We start from the raw sequence: 14591 nt of genomic DNA on the forward strand, positions 1-14591 counted from the left end.
ACTAACGCGCCGGACGCGGTGCGGACGCCGGGCCGCCGGCCGCGGGACGGCCCCGCCGGGGCGCCGGGGCGCGCAGCCCGGCGATCATCCTCCGCAGGCCCTCGCGGTCGACGAGGTCGGCGGGGCGCTCGTCGGTGCCGCTCATGACGTGGTGGAAGACCGCGTCGATGCGGCCGGGGTCGGTCCCGGTGATGTCGGACCAGGCCAGCCGGTAGAGGGCCAGCTGGAGGGCGTCACCCGGCCCGTCGAAGGTCTTCCAGTCGACGACCCGGACGTCGTGCTCGGGGTCGTCGTCGAGGGGGAAGACCGCGTCGATGCGGCCGCGGATCTGCTGGCCGTCGACCACGAGGACGAAGGGCTCCTCGACGGCGCACGGCGCGCGCCGGGCGTAGGGGCCCGCCTCGAAGCGCTCGACGAGTCGACGGAGCCGGGCCCGGGCCCCGTCCGAGCGGCCGGCGCCGTACTCGCCGAACGGCTCGTCGGCGCCGAGGAGTGGGCTCTCGGCCCGGCGGAACCTGGCCTCGACCCATTCGTGGAAGAGGGTGCCGGCGCCCGCCCCGGTGCTCGCCCGCCGCGGCATCGGCCTGGCGAGGGCCGCCATGAACCCGGCCCGGTCGCGCTGGGACTGCATGAGCGCCGTGGCCGACAGGGACTCGGGCACGGCGACGCCGGTCCCCTCGTCCTGACGGCGCAGCGCCTGGGCGACGAGCAGCTCGGCCTCGCGCGCCCACCGGTCGACGAGCGCCTGCTCGTCGAGGTCGAGCGGCTCGACGGAGCCGAACTCCCCCGCCTCCCCGGCGGGCCCGGACGGCCCCGCGAGCCGCGCCCCGGCGCGATCGCGGACGAACGCCGCCAGCGCGTCGAGGCGCTCCTGCCCCCGTCCGTCGCCGCGGGGCCAGGCGGCGCGCCGCCGTCCGTCGCCGAGCGGGTTCTCGTCGGCGACCGGGCCGGGCTCGGCGACCACCTCCTGCGCCTGCCCGGCGAGGACCAGGTAGTAGGGGGAGGCCTCGCGGGGCCGCGCCCGCCGGGGCTCCCAGACGTGGCTGGTGGCCACGAGTGCGTTCCGGGCGCGCGTGATCGCGACGTAGGCCAGCCGGTCCTCGGCGAAGCCCGCCGCCGCCCGGAGTTCCTCGGCGTGGTCCCGCAGGCCGTCGCGCGAGATCTCGGGCAGCGACGGCAGGGCGTCGGCGTCGCCGCGCAGCGGCCCCGGCAGGAGCCTGGCCGAGGTCACCCAGTTGTCGGCGCGGTGGGCGGGGAACACCCCGTCGACCAGCCACGGAAGGTAGACGCGGTCCCACTCGAGGCCCTTCGCGCGGTGGACGGTGAGCAGTTTGACCGAGTCCGCGGCCGAGACGGCTGCCTGCTCGATGCCGTTCTCGTGCTCGATCCGCAGGTCGAGCCGGGCCAGGAAGGCGCTCAGCCCCACGCCCGGGTCGGTGTCGGAGAACTCGGCCACCACGTCGAGGAAGCGCCGCAGCTGCTCGCGCCGGCCCTGGCGGAAGAACGCGGGGTCGCCCTCGAGCTCGGCGTCGACGCCGCCCAGCAGGCAGATGCGCCGCACCAGGTCGAGGAGCGGCTCGCCGAGCCCGCGGCGCACCTGGGTGAACTCCCCGGCGAAGCGGCGCAGCCTGCGGGCGCCCTGCGCGGACATGCCGGGGATCTCCTGGTCGAGCAGGTCGAGCAGGCACGGCTGCGGGGCGGTGAGGCCCTCGCCGAGCGCGGCGTCGTCGGTGGCGCCGACGACGGACGACCCGTCCGCGGCGCGGGGCCCGGCGTCCTCGGCGGCGGCCCGACGCGCCGCCGCACCGAGGGCGGCCAGGTCGGCCGCCCCGATCCGCCAGCGGCGGGAGGCGAGCAGCTCGACGAGCGCGGGGTTGTCGGTCTCGTCGTCGAGCAGGCGCAGGGTGGCCACGATCTCGCGCACCGGGCTGAGCGAGACGAGGTCGCCGAGGCCGACGACCTCGACCGGCACGTCGGCCTCGACCAGCTCGTCGTAGACGCGCCCGACGGCGGCGTTCGTGCGGCAGAGCACGGCGAGGGAGGCCCAGCGCCCCGGGCAGCCGTGCGCGGCGACGTCGGACGCCAGCCACGCCAGCTCCTCGTCGACGTCGTCGAAGCGCCCGACGGTGACGCTGCCGGGCCCGGCCCCGGCGACGGCCCTCAGCCGCAGCCCGGCCCCGCCGACGGCGGGCATGGCCGGATCCTCGTCCAGACGCGCCAGGATCTCGTTGGCGCCCCGCAGGATGACGGGGCCGCTGCGTCTGTTCACCGTGAGCGAGAAGACCCTCGCGGGGTCGCCGTCGCCGCGGCGGAAGGTGCGCGGGAACTCGCCGATGGTGCTGATGGCGGCGCCGCGCCAGCCGTAGATGCCCTGGTAGGGATCGCCGACCGCCAGGACCGGATGGCCGAGGCCGTGCTCGGCGTCGGGGCCGGAGAACAGCCCGGACAGCATCGTCGTCTGGGCCGCGGAGGTGTCCTGGTACTCGTCGAGCAGGACGACCCGGAACTGCCGACGCAGCGCCTCGGCGACCTGCGGCGCCCGCCGGGCGATCCGGGCCGACCGGGCCATCTGGTCGCCGAAGTCGCCGCAGCCGAGGCGTCTCTTGCGCTCGCGGTAGGACCGCACGAGCCCGAGCAGCTCGAGCCGGGCCCGGGCCGTCTCGACGGCGTCGGCGACGTCGCGGTAGGGCCTGCCCCGGTGCAGCGGGGCGTCGAGCAGCCGCGCGACGAACGGGGGCGTGAAGGCCTCGAGGCGCTCGGGGTCGACGAGATGCCCGTTCAGCTCGGCGTCGAGCGTGACGAGCCAGTCGACCAGGACCGCCGGCGACAGCCCTGCGAGGTGCTCCCAGCCGCCCTCGGCCTCCGAGACGACCTGCCCGGCGAGCCGGTAGCGCGTCGACTCGTCGAGCACCCGCTCGATCGGGTCGACGCCGATGCGCGGCGCGTGCTCGGCGACGAGGCGTCCGGCGAAGGCGTCGTAGGTCATGACGGTCTGGCCCTGCAGGTCGTGCCGGGCCCGCTCGTCGACGGCCCCGGAGCGCTCCAGGGCCGCGCCGATGCGGGCCGACAGCTCGCCGGCGGCCTTGCGCGTGAAGGTGAGGCCGAGCACCTGGTCGGCGCGCACGGCGCCGGTGCCGACGAGCCAGACGACGCGCGCCGCCATGACGGTGGTCTTCCCCGAGCCGGCGCCGGCGATGATGACGCCGGGACCGGGCTCCGCGGTGACGGCCGCCAGTTGCTCGTCGGAGAGCGGGATGCCCAGGGCCTCGCACAGTTGGCCGGGCGTCCGGATGCGTGCGGGATTCGGCGGGGGCGCGCTCATCTCGGGTCCTCCGGGGTCCAGACGGGGCAGCCGCCCCGGTGCGGGCAGGTGCGGCACAGCTCGCCCTCCACGGCCGTCCAGTCCCCGTCGGCGGCATGCCCGAGGGCCTCGGCCATGACATCGTGCACCCAGGTGGGCCCGCCGCCGGGCCGCGGCTCGACCCGGGGCGGGTACGGGTGGTCCTCGATGTCCGGCTGGGCGAGCACCTTGGGCAGCCCGGGTGCCCGCGCGCCCTGCGGGATGCGCAGGTGGACGAGCTCGGCGCCGCCGAGTCGCGGGCGGGGGCCGGTCAGCTCGGAGCAGGCGCCCTCGGCGACGGCCAGCTGATAGGCGCCGAGCTGCAGGTGGGCCTGCGCCTGCCCTCGGGTGGGGGCGCGCCGCCCAGTCTTGAAGTCGACGACGTGGATGCGCCCGGTGGCGCTCTCGCGCTCCAGCCGATCGATGGTGCCGCGCAGGACGACGGTGCCGCCGGGCAGCTCGAAGCGGTGTCTCACGGGCACCTCGACGCCGACGACCTCGCGCCCCCGGTCGGCCGTCGACCAGGCGTCGAGCCGGTCGATCATCGCGTGGGCGGCCTCGCGCTCGGCCTCACTCCGCCATTCGACCTCGTAGCCGACGGCGCCCCAGGAGGCGTCGACCCGATCGTGCTGCTCGGCGGCGCCCCAGCCGAGGCGCATCGAGTTCTCGGCCATCGCGTGGACGAGCGTGCCGACCGCGGCCTGCGGGCCGGCGGCCTCCTGGGCCCCGACCCGGGAATCGAGGAACCAGCGCCGCGGGCACCGGGAGAGCTTCTCCAGGCCCGTGGCGCTGACGGTCAGCTCAGGGCGCCGCTGCGCCCCGGTCCGGCCGCTGAGCCCGCCGACGCCCCACCAGGTGGACGCGTCGGCGGCCGGGACGAGCCGGCGCCCCCGACGCGAGCGGAGGACGGCGAGCGCCGCGATGCGCTCCGCCGCTGCGCGGCGCAGCGCCGGGGACCCGGACGGGTCGAGGGCGGTGCGGCGCAGCTCGCCGACGAGCTCGTCGAGCGTGCTCGCGCGGCGCTCCGCCGGGGTCGGGCCGGGCCTCGGCTCGACGCCGAGCTCGGCGATGAAGCGCGACGGCTCGCCCCCCTCGGAGCCCTCCCCCGCCACCGCGGTGACGAGCAGCGACCGGGTGGCGCGGCTGGCTGCCAGGGCGAACAGCCGCCGTTCCCGGCGCACCCACTCGATGGCGGCCTCGAGCCCGTCCCGGTCGGTGGGGGCCGTGTCGCCGTCGGCGCCGATGGCCTCGGCCGACAGGAGGCCCTCACCGCCGCGTCGGCCCGGCCACTCGCCCTCGACGAGGTCGACGAGAGCGACGTGGGACCACTGGCGGCCCCTGACCCGGTGCGCGGTGATGACCTGGACGCCCCGGCCGCGCGGGTCGGACTCGCGGGCCTGGTCGCCGGAGATCTCCTGGCCCGCGATCTCGGCGACGAGGGTGCGCAGTCCCTTGCCGCCCCCGAGATCGTCGTGGCGGGCGGCAAGGTCGAACAGGGCGCACAGCGCGTCGAGGTCGCGGTGGGCGGCGGCGGAGCCCTCGCCACCGGCCAGCGCCTCCTCGCGCAGTCGCTCCGGCCAGTCGGTGCCCTGCCACAGGCTCCACAGCACCTCGTAGACGCCGACCCCCCGCCGGACGCGGCGGGCGGCACCGCCGAGGACGGCTCCGAGCAGGTCCAGCGCCGCGGCCGCGGCGGCCTCGTCGTCGGACCGGGCGGGGCCGGTGGACGGCGCGGCGGCCCCACCGCCCCGGTCCCGACCGTCACGAGGGGCCCCCGCCCCGCGGTCGGAGGTCATCGCCTCGACGGCGCGGCGGCGCACCAGCTCGAACAGGAGCGCGTCGACGTCCGGGGCGTCGCTGCCGCGCCGCAGCCGCCTGCCGAGGCGCCGCAGGCCCCTGGGCTCGGCGGGGCACAGCGGGCCGCCGACCAGCGCGAGGACGCGGGCCGGGTCGAGCGGATCTCCGGAGGACAGGGCGAGGCAGCACTCGGCCGCACCGACCAGGTGCCGGACGCACGGCTGTTCGCCCAGGGCGATGTCGTCGCCGTCGACGTCGACGGGGACGCCCAGCCCCGTGAGCGCTCTCGCGACGAGCGCCAGCTGGCCCCTGCCGGCGCGTCCCACGACGGCCATGTCGGACCAGGCGGCGCCGTGGGCGTGGCGGGCGCGCAGCCACCGGGCGACGGCGTCGAGCTGGGCCGCCCCGGTCGGATGGAGGAGGACGCTCACCTCCGGCCGGCCTTCGTCCGACCCGCTCGCCTGCGCCCGGCCCGCAAGCGGGCCGGGCGCAGGACCGGCGGCGGAGGGCAGGACCTCGGCCGGGTTGTGCGCGAGGACGGCGCCGACCGCCGCGAGCACGCCCGGGGCGGTGCGGTGATTGGTCCCGAAGGGGACGACCACCGCCGCCCCGGTGCCCGGGGCGGCGAAGCGGCACGGGAAGTCGGCGACGGCCCTCGGATCGGCCCCGCGGAAGGCGAAGACGCGGGTGGCGGGATCGGCGGCGGCGATCACCGGGACGCCGAGCCCGTGCACCTGCGCGAGGAGCCCGATCTGGGAGCGGTCGAGCTCGGCGAACTCGTCGACGTGGACGCCCCGCAGGCGCGCGGCGACGTCGGCGGCGACCTGCTCGTCGAGCAGCAGGAGTCGCGTACGGTGGACGAGCTCGGCGTAGTCCCAGACGCCCTGCCCGTCGAGGACGTCGAGATAGCGCTCGAAGAACCGGCCGAGCCCGACCCACTGCGGCCGACCGGTGCGCTCGCCCATCGCGATGAGGTCGTCGGGGTCGAGGCCGTGCTGACGGGCGCGGGCGATGCCGGTGCGGACCTCCTGCGTGAAGGCGCGCGTGCGCACGGCCGGGCGGACCTCGGCGGGCCACAACCACTCGCCCTCGCCCTCGAGGAGCTCGCGCACCTGCATCTGCTGCTCGGGGCCGGTGAGGACGCGCGGGATCCCGCCGTCGCCGCCGCGGGGCCCGTAGGCCGACTGGAGGGCGAGGCACCAGCCCGGCACGGTCGTCATGGCCGGGGCCCGCTGGGTGCGCCCGAGCCGGGCGATGATCTCGGCGCGCAGCCGGTGCGCCGCGGGCCGCGACCATGTGAGCACGACGAGCCCGTCGAGACCGGCGCCGGCCTCCGCGGCCGCGACGACGGACCGCACGAGCGCGGTGCTCTTGCCGGTGCCCGGGCCGCCCACCGCCAAGACGGCGGCGCGCGGCTGCGCGGCGGCCTCGAGGAAGGCCCGCTGGCACCGGTCCATCTGCTGCTGCGGCATGGACACAATGCAAGCACCGGCCACCGACATTTCCGCTCCGGGATCCGCTCGCGGGCCCTGCGGATGCCGGCATCGCCGCGGCGCCGACGAGCCCGTGGAGCACCGCGCCTTCCCCCCGGACCCGAATGTGTGGAAGGATGGAGGAACTGTTCGAGCCGGAACCACTTCGGCTGATCTCATTGGAAACGGTGTGTGACACGAGCAGCGGACCGTCAGACAGAGGTCCGAGAGCAAACGACAGGGAGTTCACATGACCACCGGAACTGTGAAGTGGTTCAACGCTGAGAAGGGTTACGGCTTCATCGCCGTCGACGGTTCGAGCGATGACGTCTTCGTCCACTACTCGGTCATCGAGACCAGCGGTTTCCGCTCGCTCGATGAGGGGCAGAAGGTCGAGTTCGACGTCACCCAGGGCCCCAAGGGCCAGCAGGCAGAACACGTCAAGCCGCTCAGCTGAGCACCACTCCTCGGATCCAGGAGGCCTTGCCCGACACCGCGGTGGGGCCTCCTGTCGTGCTCGTGGCGGGCCGCTCCGGGTCTCGCATAGGATGCTGGGGTCCACCTGAGCAGAGCCGCCGGTCCCGCGTCCCCACCGACGCGGTGCGGTGCCCCCCGCCGGGCGCTGCGGGTGATGAACTGGAGTGCACACAGGCCGATCGGGGAGACCGGATGACCACAGAACCACGAGCCACGGGGCGCGATGATCTGCGCCGTGGCCCCGTGGCATGGGCGGGCGGCGCGTCGAACGTCGGCGCGAAGAGGTCCCCCAACCAGGACGCGCTGGCCATCGCGGCGACCAACACCGCCGCCCGCCACAGCGCGATCGCGGCCGTCTCCGACGGCGTCTCCACCTCGGCCCACTCCGAGCTGGCCAGCCAGATCGCCGTCGACGCGGCGACCGACTCCCTCATCGACGCGCTCACGCGCCATCCGGGCGTCAACGACCCCGACGACCTGTGCCTGACCATGCGCATGGCCTTCCTCACGGCGCAGGACGAGATCGTCGCCCGAGCCGGCGGGGACCCCGACGGCTACGCCTGCACCCTCGTCCTCGCGCTCTTCCACCGCGGACTGGTGATCGTCGCCAGCATCGGCGACTCGCGCGCCTACTGGTTCGGCGACGACGGCACCAACATGGTTCTCACCACCGACGACTCGATGGCCCAGCTGAGCATCGCGCTCGGCACGCCGCGCGAGGTCGCCGAGGCGAGCGCCCAGGCGCACGCCATCACCAAGTGGCTCGGCCCCAGCGCCCCGGGCCTCGACTCCACCGTCTCGGCCTTCCGCGTCGCCTGGCCGGGATGGCTCATGGTCTGCACCGACGGCCTGTGGAACTACGCCTCCGCCGCCGACGAGCTCCGCGGCGTCTTCGACCACCTGCCCGTCGAGGCGGACGCCAGCGCCGAGAGGCTGTCCGGCGCGCTCGTCGACTGGGCCAATGAGCAGGGCGGCCACGACAACATCAGCGTCGGCCTCATCCGCATCGACGAGGAGGACCTTCCCGCCGCCGGAGGCCGGGCGGCGTCCGCTCCCCCGCAGGGGCCCTCCGAGCCGCCGAGCCGCGCGCCCGCCGCCGGCCCGACCCGCCGGGCCGCCGATGACGGGGCTCGTGGTGGCGCCGACGACGGGACGACGGGGACGCGAAGACCCGCCGCCTCCCCTCCCCAGCCCGAGCTGCCCCTCTGAACGCTCCCCCGCCCCCGGAGACGACATCCGCGAGGGGCGTCGCGCGCCCGGCACCGTGCGCTCCCCCGCCCCGGGAGCGACAGCGAGGCGCATGGCGGAGGCTCGCGGGATCGACGACGGTTCGGGAGCCCGGCCGGCACGGCGAGCGCAGGCCCCGCCCGGGCCGCCGGGTACGGTGGGTGCCGTGGATATCAAGATCGGCATCGAGAACGTCACCCGCGAGCTGTCCATCGAGACCGACCAGTCTCGCGAGGACATCACGGCGGCCCTCGGCACGGCGCTGGCGAGCGAGAACGGTCTGCTCACCATCGTCGATCCCAAGGGGCGTCAGGTCATCGTTCCCGCGGCGCGCATCGCCTACGTCGAGTTCGGCCAGGAGCACGCCCGCCAGGTCGGCTTCGGCGCGGTCTGAGGGCTCCGGCCGCTCCCCGCCGGCCCGGAGCCCCTCGTCGCCAGCGTTCCGGCGCCCCGACAGGCGGCCGCCCCTCTCGGCCGTACGGCACGGGAGGACGGGGCGGATCATCATGGGCAGGCCCGGCTGCGGAGCAACGATGCCGGCCGCACGGGGGCTCGTGGTGATCTGGGCGCCGGCGCTCAGCCGCCGAGCCCCAGGCGCGCCAGCCGCTTGCCGTGCTCGGCCATGAGGTGCTCGAGGAGCTCGCTCACGACGCCCAGCTCGTCACCGGCCGATTCGACGGCGTGCCCCTCGCCCGCCCGGGCGGCGGCCGCGCGGGCGACGAGGGAGGTGAGCTCCACCTCCCGGGCGACGAGGCGCTGGATCTGGCCGACGGCCTCGGCCGCGAACCGGCGCCCGTACAGGGCCAGGGCGCCGGCCCCGGCGGGATCGGCGTCGAGGGCGTCGGCGAGGGCGCGCCCGGCGAAGTCGCTGATGCGCCACGCGGTGGGGCCCGGCTGGACGAGGGCGAGGAGCTGCTCGTCGAGGCCGTCGTGGATGGCCGTGACGAAGTCCGCGCGCAGCCCGTTGACGAGGAGGGCGCGCAGCACGCTGGACGCCCAGTCGCCCGCCCGGGTGGCCCCGGCGAAGGCGTCGAGGGCCTCCCGGTAGGGCCCGAGGACCTCGGGGACGACCAGCTCCTGCGCGGTGAGCTGGGCGCCGATGCGCTCGAAACGGCCCAGCTGGTCGGCCGCGAGCGTCGCCACGTCGATGCGCTGGGACAGGCTCGGGGCCATGGGCGCCGACGCCGTGAGCATCTCGAAGTCGACGAGGTCGGCCTGCGCCGTGAGGCCGAGGAGCTGGGCGCCGCCCTCGGGAAGGTCGATGGGGGCCGGTGCGCGGCCCTCGCCGGGGCGGGGCTCCGCTGCACTCCGCTGGGTGTCTGAGGTGGGACTCACGGGGTCCAGACTAGCGGCACCGGCCCCGCGCGGGATGCTCTGGGCCGGTGCCACCGGGTAGACTCGTCGTGGCGCACACCCGTGCGCCTCCTGCACGATGCGTCCCGGCGGCGCCGATCCTCCACATCGGGCACGCCCGGGCCCGCGGCGGAACCGCTCGGTCCCGCGCGACGCGCTCGCGGCCGTTCCGGCTCCGCGCGACGCGCTCGCGGTCGGCCCCGATCCTGCCCGACGCGCCCGCGCAGGCCACCGACAGCGTGTCCTCCGTCGACGCGGAGGCGGAGAACCGAGTACATGACCCTTCCCAGCACTGATCCCACCGACACCGACGGCGCGGACGCGCAGCAGCGGACCACCTTCGCCGATCTGGGCGTCGCCCCCGCGATCGTCGACGCCCTCCTCGACGAGGGCATCGAGCACCCCTTCCCCATCCAGGAGATGGCGATCCCGATCGCCCTGGGCGGTGCCGACATGATCGGCCAGGCCCGCACCGGTACCGGCAAGACCCTCGCCTTCGGCATCCCGATCCTCCAGCACGTCGTCCTGCCGGGCGACGAGGGCTTCGACGAGCTGCCCGCCTACGGCAGGCCGCAGGCCCTCGTCATGACGCCGACCAGGGAGCTCGCCATGCAGGTCGGCGACGACCTGGCCACGGCGGCGCGCGGGCGCGGCGCACGCGTCGTCACCATCTACGGCGGCGTCGGCTACGACGACCAGCTCGACGCCCTGGCCCGCGGCGTCGACGTCGTCGTCGGCACCCCGGGCCGCCTGCTCGACCTCGTGCACCGCCGCGACCTCGACCTGTCGCATGTGAGCATCGCCGTCCTCGACGAGGCCGACGAGATGCTCGACCTGGGCTTCCTGCCCGACGTGGAGGCCCTGCTCGACCGCGCCCCGGCGAGCCGCCAGACGCTCATGTTCAGCGCCACCATGCCGGCCGTCATCATGTCGCTGGCGCGCAGCCGCCTCGACCAGCCGGTGCACATCCGCGCCGAGAGCCAGAACGCGCAGATGACCGTCCCGCAGACGACCCAGTTCGTCTACCAGGCCCACGAGCTCGACAAGCCCGAGATCATCGCGAAGGTCCTCCAGGCCGAGGGCATGCGCAAGATGATGGTCTTCACCCGCACCAAGCGCTCCGCCCAGCGCCTGTGCGACGACCTGCGCGAGCGCGGCTTCGAGGCGGCCGGCCTCCACGGCGACCTGAACCAGGCCCAGCGCGAGAAGACGATGAAGCGCTTCCGCGAGAACAGGATCGCCGTCCTCGTGTGCACGGACGTCGCGGCGCGCGGCATCGACGTCGACGACGTCACCCATGTCGTCAACTACGAGGTGCCCGACAGCCCGGAGCAGTACGTGCACCGCATCGGCCGCACCGGCCGCGCCGGGCACGAGGGCATCGCCGTGACGCTCGTCGACTGGCAGGACGTCACCCGCTGGAAGGTCATCAACAAGGCCCTCGACCTCGACTTCCACGAGCCGGTCGAGACCTACTCGACCAGCCCGAACCTCTTCGAGGACCTCGACATCCCGGCCGGCGTCAAGGGCCGACTGCCCGGCGCCGCCTCGCGCGCCGAGATCGAGCGCAGGCACCGCGCCGAGCGCGACGCCGAGGACGAGCGCCGCGGCGGCCGGGGCGGTCACGACGGCAAGCGCCACGGCAAGCACGACGACAAGCACCGCGGCAGGCACGACGGCAGGCGCCGCGAGAAGGACGGCGAGCGGTCCAAGGGCAGGGGCCGCTCCGAGCACCCGCACCGCAAGCGCCGCCGCACCCGCAACGGCCGCCCCGTCGAGCGGGCGGGCAAGGGCGACGGCCCGAGGGGCGACGAGGACTGACGCCCCGTCCCGGGATCGGCACGAGGGCGGGGCGACGGCCATGTGCGCGCGACGGCTGGTCCGGGCCCCGTAGGCACGGGCCGGAGGCATGCCGGCGCCCCGTCGAGCATGTCGAGGACGTCCGGGCCTCGTGGCCGGAGCGTGCCCCGCTCCTCGCACCGGTAGTCCCCGCAGGCTCCGCAGCCGCGTGCGAGAACGCCGATGGCGGTCCGCGGGGTGCGCGCCGGGCGACGGGCCCGTCAGTAGTTCATCCGCATCGCGGTGCGCACGTCGTCGAGCGTGGCCTCGGCCACCTCGTTGGCGCGCTCGTTGCCGGCGTGCAGCACCTCGCGCAGGTGACCGGGGTCGGCCATCAGCTCGGCGCGCCGGGCGCGGATCGGCGCGAAGTAGTCGTTGAGGGCCTCGGTACAGGCCTTCTTCAGGCCGCCACCGCCGCCGTCGCCGATGCGCTCGGCCACGGCCTGCGGGCTCTGCCCGCTGACCAACGAGGTGAGCAGCACGAGGTTGGAGACCTCGGGACGGTTCTGCGGGTCGTAGGTGATGCGGCGGTCCGAGTCGGTCTTGGCCCTCTTGATGAGCCGGGCCGTCTCGTCGGCGCTCATGCCGATCTCGATGGTGTTGCGACGCGACTTGCTCATCTTCTCCCCGTCGAGGCCCAGGATGGCCGGCGAGGGGCTGAGCAGGGCGTCGGCCTGCGGGAAGACGGGGGTCTCGGGCACGGCGCGGCCGTAGCGCTCGTCGAAACGGCGGGCTATGAGGCGCGTCACCTCGATGTGCGGCAGCTGGTCCTTGCCGACCGGCACGAGGTTGGCCTTGCAGAACAGGATGTCGGCGGCCTGGTGGACGGGGAAGGTGAGCATGAGCCCGCTCATCGCCCGGCCCCCCGAGTGCTCCAGCTCGTCCTTGACGGTGGGATTGCGGTGCAGCTCGGGCTCGGTGACGAGGCTGAGGAAGGGCAGCAGCAGCTGGTTGAGGGCCGGGACGGCCGAGTGGGTGAAGATCGTCGTCCGCGACGGGTCGATGCCACTGGCCAGGTAGTCGGCGATGCCGCTGAAGACGTTCTCCTGGATGTCGCCGACGCCGTCGCGGTCGTAGATCACCTGGTAGTCGGCGATGACGAGCATCGCGGGGACGCCGGCGTCCTGCAGGCGCACCCGGTTGGCGATGGACCCGAAGTAGTGGCCGATGTGCAGCTTGCCGGTGGGACGGTCCCCGGTCAGCAGGCGGTAGCGCTGCGGGTTCTTCGGGAGGTCCGCCTCGATCGCGTCGCTGCGCAACTGGCTGGCGCGCAGCGAGCCGTCGGGCATCGACGCGGCGGGCTCGCCCGCCGCACTCATGGTCGCTTCCGGCATGTTGTCCTTTCCCGGGGCCCGGACGGCCGCCGAGCATGACGAAGAGCCGCCTCGGGGACCACTGTTGCGTGAAGGAGGGGGTACGGGATGGCCGCGTCAGCGGCGCCACCAGCACCGGGCGGCCGGCGCCCGGACCGCTGAGCGGCACCGGGCCGTCGGTGCCGGCAGGCTCGGGCTCATCCGCATGGCCGCAGTCTACCCGCCCGCCGCCCCGGCGTCCGGCACCGACCGGCGGGCGGCCCACCGGTCAGATCCGGTTGAGGATCGGCTCGACGGTGCCCAGGCTGCCTCCGCGGGCGGTGATGCGCGCGGCGATCTCGTGCAGCGCCGACGGCCGGCTCGTCTCGCAGCCGATGTCGTGCCCGGTCTTGCCCGTGCCGTGGTAGTCCGACGAGCCGGTGCGGATGAGGCCCAGCCGCCCGCCCAGGTCGAAGAGCATGCGGCGGGTCTCCTGGCCATGGTCGGGGTGGTCGACCTCGATGCCGTCGAGGCCGTGCTCGTGCACGAGCCGGGAGACGGCCTCGGGAGTCATCGCGTCGGCGGCCCCGCGGATCCACGGGTGCGCCAGGACCGCAACGCCGTGGGCCTCGTGGACGAGGTCGATCGCGTGGCCCAGCTCGAGCGTCTCGCGCTCGACGTAGGCGGGGCCGCCGTTGTACAGGTACTTCGCGAAGGCCTCGTCCCGATCGGCGACGCAGCCCTTGGCGACGAGCGCGTCGGCGATGTGCGGACGCCCGATGGTGGTGGCCGAACCGGCCTGCTCGAAGACCTCCGACTCGGTCAGGTGCATGCCGAGGGCGTCCAGTTTCGTCAGCATGTCGTCGACGCGCATGGCCCGTGAGACGCGCATGCGCGACAGCTCCTGGCGCAGCGGCTCGACCCACGGGTCGCAGCCGTAGCCGAGCAGGTGGATCTGGGCGTCCCCGCTGTGGGTGCTGATCTCGATGCCGGGCAGCACCGCGACGCCGAACCGGCGGCCGGCCTCCTCCGCCTCGGGCAGACCGTCGAAGCAGTCGTGATCGCACAGGGCCACGACGGCGACCCCGTTGTGCTGGGCCCTGCGCACCAGCATCGTCGGGCTGTCCGTGCCGTCGGAGACGTTGGAGTGGGTGTGCAGATCGATTCGCATGCCCTCATTCTGCCCCGATCGCGCCCCTCCCCCTCATCATGACCGCTCGCGGCGCCCGGCACAATGGACGACATGGATTTGAATGTTCGTCACGAGTACGCGGCCTCACCAGACGCCGTGCACACGATGCTCACCTCCCCCGACTACCTCTCCGATCTCGGGCAGGCCCATGACACCGCCATCACCGTCGAGAACGAGGGCGACGTCAGTTCGCTGACCGTCCAGGCCAAGGCCCCCGACCAGGTCAGGTCCATGGTGGGCGAGACCCTCAGCGTCGACGCCCGCGTCCTGTGGGAGCGCGACGGCGAGGGCTGGAGGGGCGTCGTCGAGGTCGCCAAGCTCAAGCTCCCGGCCAAGGTCTCCGCGCGGGCGGGCCTGCAACCCGGAGGCCCCGGCACCGTCGTCGAGTACGACATGGCCTTCTCGGTGACGGTCCCCCTGCTCGGCAAGAAGATCGAGAAGCTGGCCGAGCCGCGCCTGCGCAGGGCGCTCGACGCCCAGAAGCGCAGCGGCGACGCCTGGCTCGCCGAGCACAAGGACTGAGACCGGCCGCCGGACGAAGGAACCGTACGGGCAAGAGACCGTACGGAGAACGGTGCCGCAGGACCCTCGGGTCCTGCGGC

Annotated in this window: 10 protein-coding genes; 5 read left to right on the top strand and 5 right to left on the bottom strand. The window is 74.8% G+C overall.

What is annotated here, in order from left to right; all coding sequences use genetic code 11:
• Nucleotide 1 precedes the first annotated feature (1 nt).
• Complete coding sequence (locus EGX94_RS00565) at nt 2-3322, bottom strand: ATP-dependent DNA helicase (protein ID WP_123825763.1); 3321 nt, start codon at nt 3320-3322, stop codon at nt 2-4.
• Nucleotides 3319-6609 (bottom strand): ATP-dependent DNA helicase, encoded by a 3291-nt coding sequence (locus tag EGX94_RS00570; RefSeq protein ID WP_192962666.1) that lies wholly within the window; start codon nt 6607-6609, stop codon nt 3319-3321. The genes EGX94_RS00565 and EGX94_RS00570 overlap by 4 nt, the downstream gene beginning before the upstream one ends.
• Nucleotides 6610-6859: 250 nt before the next feature.
• On the opposite strand from EGX94_RS00570, the gene EGX94_RS00575 reads away from it, so the two are divergent.
• The 3 genes from EGX94_RS00575 (at nt 6860) to EGX94_RS00585 (ending at nt 8707) form a co-directional block, all read left to right on the top strand.
• Nucleotides 6860-7066, top strand: coding sequence for a cold-shock protein (locus EGX94_RS00575; protein WP_021796612.1), 207 nt, complete (start codon nt 6860-6862; stop codon nt 7064-7066).
• 212 nt (nt 7067-7278) lie between these two features.
• Nucleotides 7279-8295, top strand: coding sequence for a PP2C family protein-serine/threonine phosphatase (locus EGX94_RS00580; protein WP_081660444.1), 1017 nt, complete (start codon nt 7279-7281; stop codon nt 8293-8295).
• 184 nt (nt 8296-8479) lie between these two features.
• Complete coding sequence (locus EGX94_RS00585; protein WP_021797379.1) at nt 8480-8707, top strand: DUF3107 domain-containing protein; 228 nt, start codon at nt 8480-8482, stop codon at nt 8705-8707.
• Nucleotides 8708-8889: 182 nt separating this feature from the next.
• Here EGX94_RS00585 and EGX94_RS13235 read toward each other — a convergent pair whose 3' ends face one another.
• Nucleotides 8890-9648 (bottom strand): ferritin-like fold-containing protein, encoded by a 759-nt coding sequence (locus EGX94_RS13235; protein ID WP_021797376.1) that lies wholly within the window; start codon nt 9646-9648, stop codon nt 8890-8892.
• A gap of 294 nt (nt 9649-9942) precedes the next feature.
• On the opposite strand from EGX94_RS13235, the gene EGX94_RS00595 reads away from it, so the two are divergent.
• Nucleotides 9943-11487 (top strand): DEAD/DEAH box helicase, encoded by a 1545-nt coding sequence (locus EGX94_RS00595; protein ID WP_021797377.1) that lies wholly within the window; start codon nt 9943-9945, stop codon nt 11485-11487.
• Nucleotides 11488-11726: 239 nt separating this feature from the next.
• On the opposite strand, the gene trpS is transcribed toward EGX94_RS00595, so the two are convergent.
• Nucleotides 11727-12839, bottom strand: coding sequence for a tryptophan--tRNA ligase (gene trpS / locus EGX94_RS00600; protein WP_021797380.1), 1113 nt, complete (start codon nt 12837-12839; stop codon nt 11727-11729).
• 247 nt (nt 12840-13086) lie between these two features.
• Complete coding sequence (locus tag EGX94_RS00605) at nt 13087-13905, bottom strand: PHP domain-containing protein (protein WP_028705995.1); 819 nt, start codon at nt 13903-13905, stop codon at nt 13087-13089.
• Between the two features lie 135 nt (nt 13906-14040).
• On the opposite strand from EGX94_RS00605, the gene EGX94_RS00610 reads away from it, so the two are divergent.
• Nucleotides 14041-14511 (top strand): DUF2505 domain-containing protein, encoded by a 471-nt coding sequence (locus tag EGX94_RS00610; protein WP_162142539.1) that lies wholly within the window; start codon nt 14041-14043, stop codon nt 14509-14511.
• The last annotated feature ends 80 nt before the right edge of the window (nt 14512-14591 follow it).

The sequence above is a fragment of the Propionibacterium acidifaciens genome, assembly GCF_003798325.1.
GTDB lineage: Bacteria > Actinomycetota > Actinomycetes > Propionibacteriales > Propionibacteriaceae > Propionibacterium > Propionibacterium acidifaciens.